Here is a 17,122-nt window from a genome sequence, read left to right as displayed (position 1 = left end):
GGCCAACCAACCCCTGCTCACCGCCTATCTCATGCGGGACGAGCTGAAACGGCTGTGGTTTTACCGTCGGCCGGGCTGGGCCAAGCAAGCATGGGAACACTGGCTCGAACAGGCCATGAGCAGCGGCATCGCCGCGCTGGCGCTGTTCGCGCAACGGCTCAAGGCCTATCTGCACGGCATCCTTTCCCGATGCCGGTACCCGCTCAACACCAGTGTCGTCGAAGGCATCAACAACACGATCAAGGTCATCAAGCGCCGGGCCTACGGCTACCGGGATCAGGACTATTTCTTCCTGAAGATCCGTGCCGCCTTCCCCGGCATTCCGCGATGAACCAAAAAAAAGCCCGGTCGAGGCCGGGCTTCTTTCATCTCAGTGCGGCTGCGCGGCCGGCTTTTCCGGCGGCGTCACCGCCGCAGTGGTCGAGAACTTGCCGCCGTAGGGCAACACCTCGGCCGCCAGCTTCGGGTTGGCCTTGATCATGCCGATCGCATCGAACAGGATGTGAGCGGTCTCCTGCAGCTCCGGATCCTTGGCCTTCTTGGCCTCCTTTTCCTGCTTGAGTTCGCTCTTCAGGCTGCGCTCGTTGGCGTTGAGGCCATCATCCAGCACCGGCTCGTCGGAGAGGTCGCCGTTGCTGCCGTCGATCGCCTTGTGGCGGGCACGGAACTCGGCCTGGATCGCATCCTGCCGCTTGCGCTCGGCCTGGCGCTCGGCGAGGTTGAGCGAGATCGTGTTCTGGTCGCGCATCTTCTTGTACTGGGCCAGCTCGTCGAGCATCAGCTGCCAGGCCGGCGACTTGGCCACGCGGGCGTCGTGCTTGCTGGTCAGCTGCGGCAGGTAGGCCTTCAGGTCCGCCACCTTGCTGTAGGGCGCCGGCTGGATCTGCGTCCACGGCAGCGCGTTGTCGTAGGTGGACTCGCCGAAATCCTTTTCGTCGCCGTTCTTCGGGAACAGGATGTCCGGGGTAACCCCCTTCAACTGGGTCGAGCCGCCGTTGATGCGGAAGAACTCGGCGATGGTCATCTTCAGCTCGCCGTACTGCGGCTTCTCGCTGTCACCCTGGGCGAAACGGTCCAGGTCCACCAGGTTCTGCACGGTGCCCTTGCCGAAGGTCGGCTCGCCGATGATCAGGCCGCGTCCGTAGTCCTGGATCGCCGCGGAGAAGATCTCCGAGGCCGAGGCCGAGCCGCGGTTAACCAGCACCGCCATCGGACCGCTCCAGGCCAGGCCCGGCTGGTCGTCGCCCTGCTCTTCCACCTGGCCGCGCGCATCGCGCACCTGCACCACCGGGCCCTGGTCGATGAACAGGCCGGTCAGCTCGTTGGCCTCTGCCAGCGAGCCGCCGCCGTTGTTGCGCAGGTCGATCACCACGCCCTGCACGCCTTCGGCCTTGAGTTCGCCCAGCAGCTTGGCGACGTCGCGGGTGGCGCTCTTGAAGTTCTTGTCGCCTTCGCGGCGCGCGCCGAAGTCGGAGTAGAAGGTCGGCAGGTCGATGATGCCGATCTTGCGGCTGACGTCGCCGTCCTTGACCTCGATGACCTTCTTCTTGGCCGCCTGCTCCTCGATGCTGACCTTCTTGCGCACCAGCGTGACCAGTTCGTGCTTGCCGTCCGGACCGGCGTCGGCGGGCAGGATCTCCAGCCGCACGGTGGTGTCCTTCTTGCCGCGGATCTTGTCGACCACGTCGTCCAGGCGCCAGCCGATCACGTCGGTCATGCCGCCGTCGGTGCCCTGGCCGATCGCCACGATGCGGTCACCCACGTGCACCTTGCCGGACTTGTCCGCCGGGCCGCCGGGCACGACCTCGCGGATCTGCGTGTACTCGTCGCGCGCCTGCAACACCGCGCCGATGCCCTCCAGCGAGAGCTTCATGGCGATGTCGAAGTTCTGCGCCGCACGCGGGCCGAGGTAGTCGGTGTGCGGGTCGGTGGTTTCGGCGTAGGCGTTCATGAAGGTCTGGAACGCGTCCTCGCCGTCGAGCTGTTTCACCCGATCGATGTAGCCGGCGTAACGCTTGTCCAGCGTCTTGCGGATGTCGTCGTCGCTCTTGCCGGCGAGCTTCAGGCGCAGCCAGTCGTTCTTGGTGCGCTTGCGCCACAGGTCGTCGAGTGCGGCCTGGTCGGCCGGCCAGGTGGCATGCTTGCGGTCGTAGGCGTAGGTCTCGTCCTTGGTCAGGTCGAAGCCCTTCTTGAGCAGGTTGCGCGCGTAGGTCATGCGGTCGATCGCGCGCTGCACGTACAGGTTGAATACCGAGAACGGGCCGGACAGGTCCTTGTTCCAGATGGCATCGTCGAACTTGGTCTTCAGCGGCTCGAAGCGGGCCATGTCGGCCTGGGTGAAGAACACCTTCTCGCCGTCGAGCATGTCGAAGTAGGCCTTGTAGATCTTGGCCGACATGGCGTCGTCGAGCGGCTTGGCGTCGTAGTGGAAGCGCGTGAGGAAACGCGCGGACAGCTGCGCCGCGTCGGCTTGCGTGGGCGAGGCCTTGAGCGGCAGCGTGGAGGCCTTGTGGCCTTCTTCGCCTTGGACAGCCTGCGCCTGCGCATGGGCAGCCGGCAGGACGAGGGCGAGCAGCAGGACGAGCATGGGGCGCAGTGGCATGGAGTGGTCTCAGGCGAGCTCGGTGACGCCGGCTGCATGGGCCTGCAGGTCGGCATGGTAGGAGGAACGCACCAGCGGGCCGGAGGCGACGTGATGGAAACCCATCGCCTCGCCGGCCACGCGCAGCGCGTCGAATTCGTCGGGGGTCCAGTAGCGCACGACCGGGTGATGGTGCGGCGTGGGCTGCAGGTACTGGCCGATGGTGATCATGTCCACGTTATGGGCGCGTAGATCGCGCAGCGTCTCGATGACCTGCTCGTAGGTCTCGCCCAGGCCCAGCATGATGCCGGACTTGGTCGGTACCTCCGGGTGCTGCGCCTTGAACCGCTTGAGCAGGTCCAGCGACCACTGGTAGTCGGCGCCCGGGCGCACCTCGCGGTACAGGTGCGGGACGGTTTCCAGGTTGTGGTTGAACACGTCCGGCGGAAAATCCTTGAGCACCTCCAGCGCACGCTCCATGCGGCCCTTGCCGCGGAAGTCGGGCGTGAGGATCTCGATCTTGATGTTGGGGCTGGCGTGCCGCGTGGCCCGGATGCACGAGGCGAAGTGTTCGGCGCCACCGTCGCGCAGGTCGTCGCGGTCGACCGAGGTGATCACCACGTACTTCAGGCGCATGTCGGCGATCGTCTGCGCCAGGCGCGCCGGCTCCAGCGGATCGGGCGGTTGCGGACGGCCGTGGGCGACGTCGCAGAACGAACAGCGCCGGGTGCACACCTCGCCCAGGATCATGAACGTGGCGGTGCCCTTGGAAAAACACTCGTGGATGTTCGGGCAGGAGGCTTCCTCGCACACCGTCACCAGCGCGTTCTCGCGCAGGCGCGCCTTGAGTTCCTGCACGGCATTGCCCTGCGGCAGCCGCACACGGATCCACGAGGGCTTGCGCAGGGTCGGCACGCTGGTGTCGAAACTGGCGCGGTTGCGGGCGATCTTGTCGTTGCCCAGCTGTTTTTCGGCGACCGCCGCCTCAGCGTCGAGCACGCTGATCGGGATCACCCTGGAGGAAATTTCGCTCATCTGCGACTGCCTAGACCGCGGCGCGCGCGGGGAGTTCGGGGAGGACGGGGGCGGCCGGCACCGCATGGAAGCCGAACTGGCGGCAGAACTGCTCCACCAGCACGTCCTCGACCTGCGCCAGCTGCGACGGGCCGCCCAAGTCTAGCACTTGCGTGACCGCCAAGCCCTTGTAGCCACAAGGGTTGATCCGCCCGAACGGCTCCAGGTCCATGGCTACGTTGAAGGCCAGCCCGTGGAAGCTGCAGCCGCGGCGCACGCGCAAGCCCAGGGCAGCGACCTTGGCGCCGGCCACGTAGACGCCCGGGGCGCCTTCCACGCGCGCGGCGTCGATCGACCAGTGCGCCAGCGTGTCGATCAGCGCCTGCTCGATGCGGCTGACCAGTTCGCGCACGCCCACGCCGGTGCGGCGCAGGTCGATCAGCGGGTAGCCGACGATCTGGCCCGGGCCGTGGTAAGTCACCTGGCCGCCGCGGTCGACCGGGATCAGCGGGATGTCCCCCGGTGCCAGCACGTGCTCCATCTTGCCGGCCTGGCCCAGGGTGAACACCGGGTCGTGCTCGAGCAGCCACAACTCGTCGGGGGTGTCCGGTCCGCGCGCATCGGTGAAGGCGCTCATCGCCTTCCAGGTGCGCTCGTAGGGCTGGCGGCCAAGGCGGCGGATGAGGAGCGGGCGGGAGTCGGGGGGCATGGAGGCGCTACCGGAGCAAATGGGGAGCAGATGAGGCGCGCGGGTCAGGATTGCAAGCTGCGCCGCCTTGAAGCCCTCTCCCTCAGGGGAGAGGGTTTGGTGAGGGGCCGGGACTCGCGGGGAAATCCGGCTAGAGGCAAGCTCGGCCCCTCACCCCAGCCCTCTCCCCCATCTTTGATTGGTCGCGGGGGAGAGGAAGCTAAAGGCTCAGAGCGTGTAGCGGATCGCCGGATCGGCACGCAGCGCCGCGTGCGCGCGGTCGTACTGCTCGCGGTTGTCGCAGCGGAAGCTCACCGTCACCGAAAGGAACTTGCCCTCGCGCGAGGCGCGCTGGCTGACCGTCTCGTGCAGTACGTGCAGGCCCTCGCCTTCGAGGATCTGCGGCACCCGCCTGGGCAGGTCCGCGCTGGCATCGCCCAGCGCGGTGATCTCGAACTCACCGGGGAACTGGAAGCCCTTGCCTTCCTTCTTCGCCTGGCTGAAGTCGATTTCCTGCATCACTTGGTATCCGCGGCAGGGGCCGTGGCCGCAGCGTCGTCCTTCTTGCCACCGTGGAACCACAGCAGGATGGAATCCCACAGGCGCTTGAAGAAGCCGCCCTGCGGGGCGTCGTCGAGCGCCACCAGCGGTACCGACTGCAGCGGCTTGCCATCCAGCGTGACGCGCAGGGTGCCCACCTGCTGGCCCTTCTTGAACGGGGCGACCAGGGTGGCGGGGATGTCCATGGTGGCCTTGAGCTGGTCGTACTGGCCGCGCTTGACGGTCACGTCCAGCGGTTCGGTGATGCCCAGTGGCAGCGTGTCGGCCTCGCCCTTCCACAGCTTCGGCGTGGCCAGCGGCTTGCCGGCGTCATAAAGCTTGTGCGTCTCGTAGAAGCGGAAGCCGTAGTTGAGCAGCGCCATGGCCGAGTCGGCGCGCGCCTTCTCCGAGCTCGCGCCCATCACGATGGCGATCATGCGCGAATCGCCCTGCTTGGCCGAGGCGGCGAGGCAGAAGCCGGCGGCGGCGGTATGGCCGGTCTTGATGCCGTCCACGCTGGGATCGCGCCACAGCAACGTGTTGCGGTTGCCCTGCTTGATACCGTTCCACTCGAACTGCTTGACCGCCGAGATCGCGTAGTCGTCCGGGAAATCGTGGATCAGCGCGCGCGACAGGATCGCGATGTCGTGCGCGGTGGTGTAGTGGTTCTGGATCGGGTAGCCCGAGGCGTTCTCGAAATGCGAGTTGACCATGCCCAGCTGCTTGGCATAGGCATTCATCAGGTTGGCGAAGGCTTCCTCCGAACCGGCGGTGTGCTCGGCCAGCGCGATCGCCGCGTCATTGCCCGATTGGATGATCATGCCGTACAGCAGGTCCTTCAGCGGCACCTGGCTGTTGAGCTTGAGGAAGCTGGTCGAGCCGTCGGTGCCCGCGCCGCCGCCGCGCCAGGCGTGCTCGCTGATGGTGACCGGATCGGTCATCTTGATCTTGCCGTTGGCGAGCTCGGCCGAGACCACGTAGTCGGTCATGATCTTGGTGATCGAGGCCGGCTCGACGCGTTCGTCCGGATTCTTGCTGGCCAGGATCTGTCCGGTCGCGTAATCCATCAACACCCAGGCCTTGCCATCCACATCCGGCGGCGGCGGCACCGGTGCCTCCGGCACGGTCGGGCGCGGCACCGGCGAAGGCTTCGGCGGCGTCTGCTGCGCGAAGGCGGCGCCGGCAACCAGCGCGGCGGCGGCAAGGGTGGTGAGGGTACGGCGGAAAAAGCTCATCGTCGGTATCGATCCCATTTCAATTGGTGTGACTGGTGGTCGGCGCCCCGCGCGCCGGCGCTGAAAATGCATCGCTCAGTCTACCGCGACCTGCGGTCTGGGAAGGCCGAGCTGCTCGATCTGATCGGTGACGCGGTCAGCCTGGTCGACATCCTGCAATGGGCCGACCCGCACGCGGCGCACGTCCCTTCCGTTGACCTGCACGTCGCTGACCTGCACCGGTGCCAGCCTGGCCGATCGCAGCCGGCCAGCCACGCGATCGGCGTTTGCCAGGTCGGCGAACGCACCCACCTGCAGCCAGATTGCCGGGTGTGCGCCACCCGGTGGGACCGCCGCCTGCGCGTCCAGTTCCGCAGGTGCGGCAGTCTCCTCCGGATGCCCCGGGTCGATCGCGCGCACCTCGACCAGTCCGGTGCCCTTGGGCCACACACCGATCTTCACGGCGGCAGCGTAGGACAGGTCGATCAGCCGGTTTTCGTGGAACGGCCCGCGGTCGTTGATGCGCACGATCACGCTTTTGCCGTTCTGAAGGTTGGTCACCCGCGCGTAGCTCGGCAGCGGCAGCGTCTTGTGCGCGGCGCTGAAGGCGTACATGTCGTAGTTCTCCAGGCTCGAGGTCTTGTAGCCGTGGAACTTGGCGCCGTAGTAGGAGGCGATGCCGCGCTCGTCGTAGCCGCGCGCGCTGGGCAGCACGGTGTAGGTATGGCCGAGCACGGTGTACGGCGACTTGTTGCCGTACAACGAGCGCGGCTCGAGCTTGGGGATAGGCTCTGGAATCTTGCTGACGTCGATCGGCGGCGGCACGCTGTCGTCGCTGTCGCGGTAGCGGCTCGACTGCGAGCGGCTGAGATCGTCGCGGAAGCCGCCGGAGTTTGCCGTTCCCGGCCGCACGCCCCGGCCGCCGTGCGAGGGCCGCGGACGCGACCCGCCGCAACCGGCCAGTGCCAGCGCGAGCACCACCACGACCGGCGCGCGCCAGTTCATGGCACCGCGTCCGCCGAGCGCACGCCGGCGGCGATGCCTTCGGCCAGCTGGTGCACCGCCAGCGCATACAGCGGGCTCTTGTTGTAGCGGGTGATCACGTAGAAGTTCTGGAAGGTGAACCAGTACTCGGGGCCGTTGCCGCCCTCGAGCTCCTGCAGGCTGGTCATCCGGCCCGGATCGAACGGTTGCAGCGGCGCGTAACCCCATGCCTCCAGCTGTTCCAGCGGCCAGCGCGGCTGCGCATCGGGCACGTCCAGCGGCTGCGGGGCGGTGTCCGGCTGCGCGCGTGCGGCGACCGGCCCACCGCGCTCCCAGCCGTGACCGGCGAAATAATTGGCCACGCTGGCCAGGATGTCCGGCAGCGAGCCCTGCATGTCGATATGGCCGTCGTGGTCTGCGTCCACGCCGAAGTCACGGATGCTCGAGGGCATGAACTGGCCCCAGCCTTGCGCACCGGCGTAGGAGCCGGTCAGCGTGTCCAGCGGACCGGCCAGGTGGTCGGACGGCAGTTCCAGCAGCACCTTCAGCTGCTCGCGGAAGAACTTCGCGCGCGGCGGGTAGTACAGGCCCAGCGTCACCAGCGCGTCGAGCACCTTGTACTTGCCCGTGTTGCGTCCGTAGAAGGTCTCGACGCCGAGGATGGCGACCAGGTATTCCGGCGCCACGCCGTACTGGCTGGCGATGCGTTCGATCAGCTCCCGATGGGCGCGGTAGAAGGCGACGCCCTCGTCGATGCGCTTGGGCGTGATAAAGATCGGCCGGTAGTCCTTCCAGGGCTTGGCTTCGGCCGGACGGTTCATCGCGTCGATGATCGACTGCTGCATCTGCGCGCCGCTGAGCAGGGCATTCAAACGCGCCGGGTTCTTGCCGGTATCGCGAGCCACCTCGCGCACCAGTTCGGCCTGGCCGGGATGAATCGTTTCTTGGGCATGCACCGGCGCGAAGGCCAGCAGAAGAGCGGCGAGCACGCCTGGCAGGCGGCACGATCGGAGAACGGACATGGGGGACACCGCGAGGATCGACATCGCACCCAAGCCTAACACGCGTGCGCACTCGATCCGGGGCCTTCGGCGGGCGACGAAGTGGCGCTGCTCAGTCATGCATCTTACGGTTGGCATGGATCGACATCAGCACGCCGAAGCCGCTCAGCAGGCTGACCGCCGACGTGCCGCCGTAGCTGACGAACGGCAGCGGCACGCCGACCACCGGCAGCATGCCGGCGATCATGCCGCCGTTGACGAACACGTAGACGAAGAAGCTCATGCCGATCGCGCCGGCGAGCAGGCGCGAATAGGTGTCGCGCGCCTCCATCGCGATCCACAGGCAGCGGCCGATGATGAAGGCGTACAGCGCCAGCAGCAGGCACACGCCGACCAGCCCGAACTCCTCGGAGAACACCGCGAAGATGAAGTCGGTGGTGTGCTCGGGGAGGAATTCCAGCCGCGACTGCGTGCCGTGCATCCAGCCCTTGCCGAAGATGCCGCCCGAGCCCACCGCGATCTGCGACTGGATGATGTGCCAGCCGTTGCCCAGCGGATCGGCCTCCGGATTGAGCAGGGTCAGCACGCGGTCGCGCTGGTACTGGTGCATGAAGTGCCAGCCGACCGGCACCATCGCGGCGGCCACGCCGAGCAACAGGCCGATGCGCCACCAGGCGACGCCCGAGAGGAACAACGCGAACGCGCCGGCGGCGGCGACCAGCAGCGCGGTACCGAGGTCCGGCTGCTTGGCGATCAGCCCCGCGGGGATGGCGATCAGCAGGCCAACCACCGCCATGTCCTTCCAGCTTGGGGGCAATTGCCGCGGATGAAGGTACCAGGCGGCCATCATCGGCATGGTCAGCTTGAGCAGCTCGGAGGGTTGGAAGCGCATGAAGCCCAGGTCCAGCCAGCGGTCGGCGCCACGGCCTTCGCCCAGGATGGCGACCACCACCAACAGTGCGGTGCTGCCGGCATAGAGCCAGGGCGTCCAGCTGCGCAGCACGGTCGGCGGTATGCGCGAGACCAGCAGGAGCAGCACGGCACCGAGCACGAATCGTGCAGCCTGGCCGCCGACCAGGCCCAGGTCGCCGCCGCCGGCGCTGTAGAGCGTGACCAGCCCGACCATCGCCAGCGCGAACAACCCCATGGCGAGTGGCATGTCGATCCGTGGCCGGGTCAGGATGCGGCGCAGAAAGCGGCGCATGCGCATGTGCAGGGCATGGATCATGGCGTGGCTCCGCCATCGGCCGGAACCGGCACGTCCTCGGGCACGTCCGGCGGGGTGGGCGCCGGACTGGCAGCCGGCGGCTGTGGCTTGGCCGGTGCGCCGCCCTGGGTGGCCAGCCAGGCTTCCATGATCGTGCGCACGATCGGGCCGGACGCCTCGGCGCCCCAGGCACCGGCCTCGAGCATGGCGACGACCGAGATCTTCGGATCGTCCGCCGGTGTGAAGGCCTCGAACCACGCACGGTGGCGGCTGGCCAGATAGGCGGTGTTCTTGTTGGTGTCGTAGGCCGAGGTGGTGCGCGAGAAGCGTTCGGCCGTGCCGCTCTTGCCGGCCACCACCAGCGGGAAGCCGATGAACTGCTTGGCGCCGGTGCCGCCGGTCACTACCGCTTCCATGCCCTGCTTGATCACGTCCAAGTGCGCCGGGTCGCTCACCAGCGAGGGCCCGGTCGGCGGGTTGGGCACCGGCACCTTGGGTGCATCGACGCCATTCTGGGTAGCCATCACCAGCTTGGGCGCGCGTGGAATGCCATGGCCGGCCAGGATCGACAACGCGTGCGCGAGCTGCAGCGGCGTCACCGCCCAGTAGCCCTGGCCGATGCCGGCGATGATCGTTTCGCCCGGATACCAGGGCTGGTGCGAATGTTCCTGCTTCCACTCGCGCGAGGGCAGGATGCCGTTCTCTTCGCCCTCGAGGTCGATGCCGGTCTTCTTGCCGAAGCCGAATCGACCCATCCAGTCGCTCAGCCGGTCGATGCCCAGGTCCAGCGCCAGCTTGTAGAAATAGGTGTTGGTCGATTTCTCGATCGCCTCGACCATGTCGACCACACCGTCGCCGCCGCGCTTGTCGTCGCGGTAGCAGCGCGATTGCCCCGGCAGGCAGAACTCGCCGGTGGATACCACCGTGTCTTCCGGCTTGCGCACGCCGTAGGCCAGGCCACCGAGCGCGAGAAACGGCTTGACCGTGGACCCGGGCGGATAGACGCCGCGCAGCGCCCGGTTGTACAGCGGCTTGTCCGGCGCCGTGGTCAGCGCCTTGTAGTCGGCGCTGCTGATCCCGTTGACGAACAGGTTGGGATCGAAGCTGGGCACGCTGACCATCGCCAGTACGTGGCCGTTGCGCGGATCGATCGCCACGGCCGAGCCCGCGCGCCCGTCGAAGGCGGCCATCGCGGCCTTCTGGATGCGCACGTCGATCGAGAGGTACAGGTTCTTGCCCGGGACCGGCGGGTGGGTCTCCAGCACGCGCTGGGTGCGTCCGTCGGCGTTGACCTCGACCAGCTCGTAGCCGGGCGTACCGTGCAACACGTCTTCGTAGGAGCGCTCGATGCCGCTGCGGCCGACGTGGCTGGTGCCCTGGTAGCGATCCGGGTCGAGCCGCTTGAGGTCGTCCGCGTCGATCCTGCCGACATAGCCGATCACGTGCGCGAACAGGCCGCCGTAGGGGTAGTGGCGGGTCAGGTAGGGCACCACGTCCACGCCAGGGAAACGCCAGCGGTTGATCGCGAAGCGCGCGATATCGTCCTCGGACAGGTGCATCTTCAGCGGTACGCTTTCGAAGCGCCGGCTCTGCTTGAGGCGCTTGCGGAAGTCGGCGAGATCGTCGGGATCCATCGGCACCACCGAGCCGATCTGCGCCAGCATCGCCTTCATGTCCGGCACCTGTTCGGGCACCACCTCCAGGCGGAACGCCGGCACGTTGTCGGCCAGCAGCACGCCATTGCGGTCGTAGATCAGGCCGCGCGCCGGCGGGATGACCTTCGGCTTGACGCGGTTGTTCTCCGAGCGGGTGACGAACTCGTCGTGGCGCATCACCTGCAGGTAGAAGAACCGCCCCGACAGCGCGACCAGCCCGAGCACGATCAGCGCGAAGCCGACCAGCGAACGCCGCTGGAATAGCGCCGCCTCGCCGCGCGGGTCCTTCAGTGCACGCCGCTTTTTCATCTCATTGCAGGCGCAGGCGCATGCGCAGGTCGTCCAGCAACAGGAACACGAACGGCCACAGCGCCGCGCCGACGAACGGCGATATCCACCAGCTCGCCGGCGGCAGGGCATCGCCGGCGAACACGCGCACGATGGTCAGCAGGATGCGGTCGTTGACCAGCAGCGCCAGCACCGCCAGGGTCTGCTGCCACATCGGGAAGAAGCGCAGCCGCGAGCGGAAGCGCAACGCGATGAACACCAGCGCCGTGAGGCGCAGCGCCTGCTCGCCCAGCAGCACACCGTCGAGCAGGTCGGCCGCCAGGCCCATCGTGAAGGCCAACCCCAGCGTGACGCGATCGCCGGACTCCAGCGACCAGTACAGGAGCACCAGGGCCGGCCAGTACGGCTTGAACGGCTCGAGCACGTCCGGCAACGGCACCAGCATCGACAGCAGTGCAAACACCAGCGTACCGATGAACCACCACAGACCCAGCCGCTGCCGGTTCATGGCTTGCCCTTCGGCGCCGGCACGGCAGCCGGCTGGCCGGCACCGGCGGGGGCCAGATCCGATGGCGGCCCTGCTGGCGTGACCGGCGGGGGCGGACCGGCCGGCTCGGCCTGGTCATGCAGCAGCAGCACGTCCTCGCTGCGGTTGATTTCCGCCGTAGGTTGCGCCTGCGCCTCCAGGAACATGCCGGTGGTAGCCGGCGCCACGCGCGTGACCTCGCCGACCGGGAAGCCCGGCGGGAACCGACCGCCCAGGCCGGAGGTGAGCAGCCTGTCCCCTTCCTTCACGTCGGCCGCCATCGGGATGGTCGGCAACACCAGCCGATCGCCGTCGCGCGAGCCGTAGGCGATGGTGCGCAGGCCAGTGCGCTCGACGGTGACGGGCAAGGCGTTGTTCGGGTCGGTGATCAGCATCACCACCGACGTGGTCGGCAGCGTCTGGATGACCTGGCCCATCACGCCGCGGGCATCGATCACCGGCTGGCCGGGCTTGACTCCGTCGTGGGCGCCCACGTTGAGCAGCAGCCGGTGACGGTAGGCGCCGAGGTCCACGCCGACCACGCGGGCCAGCTGCACGTTGAGTTCGAGGCTGCGCTGGGTGTCGAGCAGTTCCTTCAGGTGCTCGTTCTGCTGCGCCACCGCCGCCATGCGGTTGAGCTTCGCATTGGCCAGCAGCAGGTCCTCGCGCAGGCGCTGGTTCTGCACGGTCAGCCGCTGGCGGTCTGCAAAGGCCACCGAAAGCGTGCGCATGCCCTCCACCGGCAGGCCGGCGAGCCGGTACAGCGGCTCGACCGCGACGGCGGCGCCGTAGCGGATGCGCCACATCCAGCCGTTGCGATGGTCGAGCACCATCAGCACCATCGCCAGTGCGAGGTAGCCGATCAGCCGCAGGGTGCCGGTCGAGCCGGCGAACAGGGGCGAGGATTCCTGGCCCATCAATCGAATCCGAAAAGGGAGAGGCGACGCGGACGGTCGCCGTCAAGCGTGGCAGAACAAACCGGCCTGGCACAACGGATGGGCCGCCGCCGGCCGCGAAGAGGGCCACGGATGACCGGCCGGGCCAGCCTCAGCCCCATGTCAGCAACACGCCCCGCATCGCCCCCTCGCGAGCACCGCCAGCCGGATCGGTCTTCCCGCGGAAGGCAGGAAGACCGCGCGGCGGATCACACCCCGATTCACTCCGGCGCGAAGAAGTCGCTGCCGTGCTGGTCGATCAATTCCAGCGCCTTGCCGCCGCCGCGCGCCACGCAGGTCAGCGGGTCGTCGGCGACCTGCACGTGCAGGCCGGTCTCCTCGGAGATCAGCCGGTCCAGGTCGCGCAGCAGCGCGCCGCCGCCGGTCAGCACGATGCCGCGCTCGGCCACGTCGGAGCACAGCTCCGGCGGGGTCTGCTCCAGCGCCGACTTGACCGCCGCCACGATGCCCGACAGCGGCTCGTGCAGCGCCTCGAGCACCTCGTTGGAGTTGATCGTGAACATGCGCGGCACGCCTTCGGCCAGATTGCGGCCGGAGATCTCGATCTCCTTGACGTTGCTCTGCGGGAAGGCGCAGCCGATCTCGAGCTTGATGCGCTCGGCGGTCGATTCACCGATCAGCGTGCCGTGGTTGCGGCGCACGTAGTTGATGATCGCCTCGTCGAACCGGTCGCCGCCCACGCGCACCGACTGCGAGTAGACGATGCCGTTGAGCGAGATGACCGCCACTTCCGAAGTGCCGCCACCGATGTCCAGCACCATTGCGCCGCGCGCCTCATGCACCGGGATGCCCGCGCCGATCGCGGCGGCCATCGGCTCCTCGATCAGAAACACGTCGCGGGCACCGGCGCCCTCGGCCGATTCCTTGATGGCGCGGCGCTCGACCTGGGTCGAGCCGCACGGCACGCAGACCAGTACACGCGGGCTCGGACGCAGCATGCGCGACTTGTGCACCTGCTTGATGAAGTGCTGCAGCATCGCCTCGGTCATGGTGAAGTCGGCGATGACGCCGTCCTTCATCGGACGCACCGTGGCGATGTTGCCCGGCGTGCGGCCGAGCATGCGCTTGGCGTCTCCGCCGACCGCGGCCACCGTGCGCGGACCACCCGGGCCGCGGTCCTGGCGGATCGCCACCACGGACGGCTCGTTGAGGATGATGCCCTGCCCGCGCACGTAGATCAGCGTGTTCGCGGTACCGAGGTCGATGGAAATATCGTTGGAAAAGATGCCGCGAAACTTCTTGAACATGAGGCCTGGCGCGCCGGCTGGTGAGGAAAAAGTAAGCGCGTCAGTCTAGTGAGCGGGTCCTACCCACGCAAGCGCGAAGACGTTAAGAAAGCCTTGCAGAACGCGATGATGCGCGCATTTCCTGAGTTCGATCACCGCTTCGGTCGCCAAGCGACTGTCGCCTTGGGAGACGCGCCGCGCTACGATTGCACGTTTGCCGGGCGAAGGCCGCCCGCGCGTGTCCCAAGGGGTTTCGTCCAACATGTCAGCCGTCATCTGCGGTTCGCTGGCCTACGACACCATCATGGTGTTCCCGGACCAGTTCAAGAACCACATCCTGCCGGACAAGGTCCACATCCTGAACGTCTCGTTCCTCGTGCCGCAGATGCGCCGCGAGTTCGGCGGTTGCGCCGGCAACATCGCCTACAACCTCAAGTTGCTCGGTGGCGACCCGCTGCCGATGGCTACCGTCGGCCAGGATTTCGGCCCGTACCACGAGCACCTGCTCCGCTGCGGCATCCGGCTGGAAGGGGTGCGGGTTTTCGAGGACCAGTTCACGCCGCAGTGCTTCATCACCACGGACCTGGACAACAACCAGATCACCGCGTTTCACCCCGGCGCCATGTCCAGCTCGCACCACAACCATGTGGGCGACGTGGTCGATGCCGAGTTCGGCATCGTGGCCCCAGACGGGCGCGAGGCGATGCTGCAGCATACCGACGATTTCGCCGCACGCGGGGTACCTTTCATCTTTGATCCGGGCCAGGCGATGCCGTTGTTCAACGGCGACGAATTTCGCTCGATGATCGGCAAGGCCAACTTCGTCATCGTCAACGATTACGAGTCGCAGCTGCTGCAGCAGCGCACCGGCTGGAGCGCGGAGGAGATCGCAGCACGCACCCAGGCCTACATCGTGACGCTGGGGCCGCGCGGCTCGTTGATCCACACCGATGGGCAGATCATCGAGATCCCGGCTGCTCGCGAGCGCCAAGTGGTCGATCCGACCGGTTGCGGTGACGCCTACCGGGCAGGACTGATGTTCGGGATCATGCGTGGCTACGATTGGCCGACCATCGGGCGCATGGCCTCTTTGATGGGTGCGCTCAAGGTGGAACACCCCGGCACGCAAAACCAGCGCTTTACGTACGACGAGTTCGCCGAAGCGTTCCGCGAGCAATTCGGCTACGCACTTTGAAGCCTAACCGGCGCGCCGCATCCGCCGCGCGCCGCAGGCAATCACCCCCAGCAGTACCAGCCATGGCAGCCCGACCGCCAGCTGGGGCCAGCGTGGCCGCAACCCGGCCGTGATCAATGCTGCCAGGCCGTAGGTAGTGGACCGCTGCCTGGACGCGACCGACCGGCAGTTCCTTCGGCGGCGTGCGCTCGACCAGGCCGGCGATCCATTGGGTCAACGTGCCGGTGATGAAAGTAGTCCAAACGCCCGCCAGGTGGACCTGCCGCACTGCCGCGCTCTGCATACCCATTACCATGCCGAGCAGGACGATCAGGCCGTGGATCCGTAAGCTTCCCCGCTAGGCAGACATCTCGAAAGTAGAACTTTCTGGCATCGTTCCCGAGCCAGGAGGTTCCATGAAGAAGTCGAAGTTCACCGAGACGCAAATCGTCTCGATCCTCAAGCAGGCCGACGCCGGTGTGCCCATCAAGGACATCTGTCGCCAGGCCGGCATCAGCGTGCCGACCTACTACCAGTGGAAGAGCAAGTACGGCGGCATGGAGGCGTCCGACCTCAAGCGTGTCAAGGAACTCGAGGCCGAGAATGCCCGGCTGAAGCGAATGTATGCCGAGCTGGCGCTGGACAACGCGGCGATGAAGGACCTGATCGCAAAAAAACTGTAGGGCCGGCGAGCAAGCGCGAGGCGGTGCGGTACCTGGTCGAGGTGCACGCACGGCCGCTACGCCGGTCCTGTGCGTGTGTGGGTTTGTCGCGTGCCGCGTACTACCGCCCTCCGCTTGATTGGACCGTGCGCGATGCCGAGCTCATTGCCGCTCTGGCTCGCCTGGTCGAGGACAGGCCCAGTCGTGGCTTCTGGAAGTGCTGTGCCCAGCTGCGCAAGGCGCGGCCGGACTGGAACCCCGATCTATCGGGTGTACAAGGCCATGAAGCTCAATCTCCGGCGGGCCGCCCGGCGCCGACTGCCCAAGCGTGAACGCGTGGCGCTGTACGTGCCACGGCTGCCCGATACCGTGTGGTCGATCGATTTCATGAGCGACGCGCTCGCCTGCGGCCGCCGGTTTCGCACGTTCAACGTGGTCGACGACTTCAATCGCGAAGCGCCGCACATCGAGATCGACACGTCGATCACCTCGGCGCGGCTGGTGCGCATCTTCGAGCAGATCAAGCGCGACCATGGCTTGCCGCAAGTACTGCGCTCGGACAACGGGCCGGAGTTCCTGGGCGAAGCATTCACCCAATGGGCCAAAGCCAGCGGCGTGGCCATCCAGTACATCCAGCCCGGAAAGCCCAACCAGAACGCCTACATCGAACGCTTCAACCGCACCTTTCGCGAGGAGGTGCTCGACCAGCACCTGTTTGCCCGTCTGGAGGATGTGCGTGAAGCGGCTTACTGGTGGATGCTCAACTACAACGAGCAACGCCCCCACGAATCGCTCGGCGACCTCACGCCCGCCGAGTACCGCCAACAAGCCGCCAGCGGTTCTACTTCTGAAGTGTCTGCTTGACGGGGGAGCTTACGGAGCTGCAGCAGGGAGAAGCGCCAAGCCAAGCGGGAGATCACCCAGCGTCTCTTGCCCCCATTTCACGCGCAAAGAAAAACCCCCACCGAAACGGTGGGGGTTTTTGCGTATAAAGCCCCTGGCGGTGACCTACTCTTGCATGGACAAGCCACACTACCATCGGCGCGGCTGCGTTTCACTTCCGAGTTCGGGATGGGATCGGGTGGGACCACAGCGCTATGGCCGCCAGGGAAGGGGTTGAAGCAGCGCAGCGATGCGCCGGCTTCAAACTTTGAAGAGTCCGGCCAAGGATGGCCGGTTTTGACTCTTCCGTGAGAAGGATCTCACGCGGAATAAAGAGTAAACGAGTGACAAGCGAGTTGGTGAATCGAGATGTTTCGCTAAGGCGGGCGAAGCGTCTTGGGGTTATATGGTCAAGCCGCACGGCGCATTAGTACGCGTAAGCTCAATGCATTGCTGCACTTCCACATCGCGCCTATCAACCACCTAGTCTTGATGGTGCCTTAAGGAGAGTCAAGCTCTCGGGA

At 66.8% G+C, this 17,122-nt stretch carries 15 protein-coding genes, 2 rRNA genes and 1 pseudogene; 3 read left to right on the top strand and 15 right to left on the bottom strand.

Going from position 1 to position 17,122, the window contains the following annotated elements; translation table 11 throughout:
- Positions 1-331, top strand: a 331-nt coding sequence (locus BMZ38_RS17330; protein ID WP_139211670.1) for a transposase, incomplete at its 5' end; no start/stop codon positions are given.
- A 39-nt stretch (positions 332-370) separates the two neighbouring features.
- Here BMZ38_RS17330 and BMZ38_RS17325 read toward each other — a convergent pair.
- The 12 genes from BMZ38_RS17325 to BMZ38_RS17270 form a co-directional block, all read right to left on the bottom strand.
- Positions 371-2,602, bottom strand: coding sequence for a carboxy terminal-processing peptidase (locus tag BMZ38_RS17325; RefSeq protein WP_091340731.1), 2,232 nt, complete (start codon positions 2,600-2,602; stop codon positions 371-373).
- Between the two features lie 9 nt (positions 2,603-2,611).
- A complete protein-coding gene (gene lipA / locus BMZ38_RS17320; protein ID WP_091340728.1) occupies positions 2,612-3,616 on the bottom strand; it encodes a lipoyl synthase in 1,005 nt (334 codons plus the stop codon).
- Positions 3,617-3,626: 10 nt separating this feature from the next.
- Entirely contained in the window at positions 3,627-4,304 is a 678-nt protein-coding gene (gene lipB, locus BMZ38_RS17315) for a lipoyl(octanoyl) transferase LipB (RefSeq protein ID WP_091340724.1), read from the bottom strand.
- A 207-nt stretch (positions 4,305-4,511) separates the two neighbouring features.
- Complete coding sequence (locus tag BMZ38_RS17310; RefSeq protein ID WP_091340722.1) at positions 4,512-4,802, bottom strand: YbeD family protein; 291 nt, start codon at positions 4,800-4,802, stop codon at positions 4,512-4,514.
- Positions 4,802-6,058 (bottom strand): D-alanyl-D-alanine carboxypeptidase family protein, encoded by a 1,257-nt coding sequence (locus tag BMZ38_RS17305; RefSeq protein WP_091340720.1) that lies wholly within the window; start codon positions 6,056-6,058, stop codon positions 4,802-4,804. The genes BMZ38_RS17310 and BMZ38_RS17305 overlap by 1 nt, the downstream gene beginning before the upstream one ends.
- A 75-nt stretch (positions 6,059-6,133) precedes the next feature.
- Complete coding sequence (locus BMZ38_RS17300) at positions 6,134-7,042, bottom strand: septal ring lytic transglycosylase RlpA family protein (RefSeq protein ID WP_091340718.1); 909 nt, start codon at positions 7,040-7,042, stop codon at positions 6,134-6,136.
- On the bottom strand, positions 7,039-8,043 hold the full coding sequence (mltB, locus tag BMZ38_RS17295; protein ID WP_091340734.1) for a lytic murein transglycosylase B: 1,005 nt from the start codon (positions 8,041-8,043) through the stop codon (positions 7,039-7,041). Before mltB ends, BMZ38_RS17300 begins: the two co-directional genes overlap by 4 nt.
- Positions 8,044-8,134: 91 nt before the next feature.
- Entirely contained in the window at positions 8,135-9,250 is a 1,116-nt protein-coding gene (gene rodA / locus BMZ38_RS17290) for a rod shape-determining protein RodA (RefSeq protein ID WP_091340715.1), read from the bottom strand.
- A complete protein-coding gene (gene mrdA / locus BMZ38_RS17285; RefSeq protein ID WP_091340714.1) occupies positions 9,247-11,193 on the bottom strand; it encodes a penicillin-binding protein 2 in 1,947 nt (648 codons plus the stop codon). The genes rodA and mrdA overlap by 4 nt, the downstream gene beginning before the upstream one ends.
- Position 11,194: 1 nt before the next feature.
- Positions 11,195-11,680, bottom strand: coding sequence for a rod shape-determining protein MreD (gene mreD / locus BMZ38_RS17280; protein ID WP_091340711.1), 486 nt, complete (start codon positions 11,678-11,680; stop codon positions 11,195-11,197).
- Complete coding sequence (gene mreC / locus BMZ38_RS17275; protein ID WP_091340709.1) at positions 11,677-12,615, bottom strand: rod shape-determining protein MreC; 939 nt, start codon at positions 12,613-12,615, stop codon at positions 11,677-11,679. The genes mreD and mreC overlap by 4 nt, the downstream gene beginning before the upstream one ends.
- Positions 12,616-12,854: 239 nt before the next feature.
- Complete coding sequence (locus BMZ38_RS17270) at positions 12,855-13,901, bottom strand: rod shape-determining protein (protein WP_091340706.1); 1,047 nt, start codon at positions 13,899-13,901, stop codon at positions 12,855-12,857.
- A 241-nt stretch (positions 13,902-14,142) separates the two neighbouring features.
- On the opposite strand from BMZ38_RS17270, the gene BMZ38_RS17265 reads away from it, so the two are divergent.
- The gene (locus BMZ38_RS17265) at positions 14,143-15,075 is read left to right on the top strand and encodes a carbohydrate kinase family protein (protein ID WP_091340703.1); all 933 of its coding nucleotides are present in this window, start codon (positions 14,143-14,145) and stop codon (positions 15,073-15,075) included.
- Here BMZ38_RS17265 and BMZ38_RS18220 read toward each other — a convergent pair.
- Entirely contained in the window at positions 15,020-15,379 is a 360-nt protein-coding gene (locus BMZ38_RS18220; protein WP_425431897.1) for a DUF1275 family protein, read from the bottom strand. The genes BMZ38_RS17265 and BMZ38_RS18220 overlap by 56 nt on opposite strands.
- Before the next feature lie 91 nt (positions 15,380-15,470).
- Here BMZ38_RS18220 and BMZ38_RS17255 point away from each other — a divergent pair.
- Positions 15,471-16,580: pseudogene (locus BMZ38_RS17255) on the top strand (IS3 family transposase).
- 131 nt (positions 16,581-16,711) lie between these two features.
- On the opposite strand, the gene rrf reads toward BMZ38_RS17255, so the two are convergent.
- A 5S ribosomal RNA gene (rrf, locus tag BMZ38_RS17250) occupies positions 16,712-16,825 on the bottom strand.
- A 179-nt stretch (positions 16,826-17,004) separates the two neighbouring features.
- Positions 17,005-17,122, bottom strand: a 23S ribosomal RNA gene (locus BMZ38_RS17245); the annotation flags it as partial.

Origin of the sequence: Frateuria terrea, from assembly GCF_900115705.1 — a bacterium.
GTDB lineage: Bacteria > Pseudomonadota > Gammaproteobacteria > Xanthomonadales > Rhodanobacteraceae > Frateuria_A > Frateuria_A terrea.
This window is presented reverse-complemented; position numbering and strand designations above follow the sequence as displayed.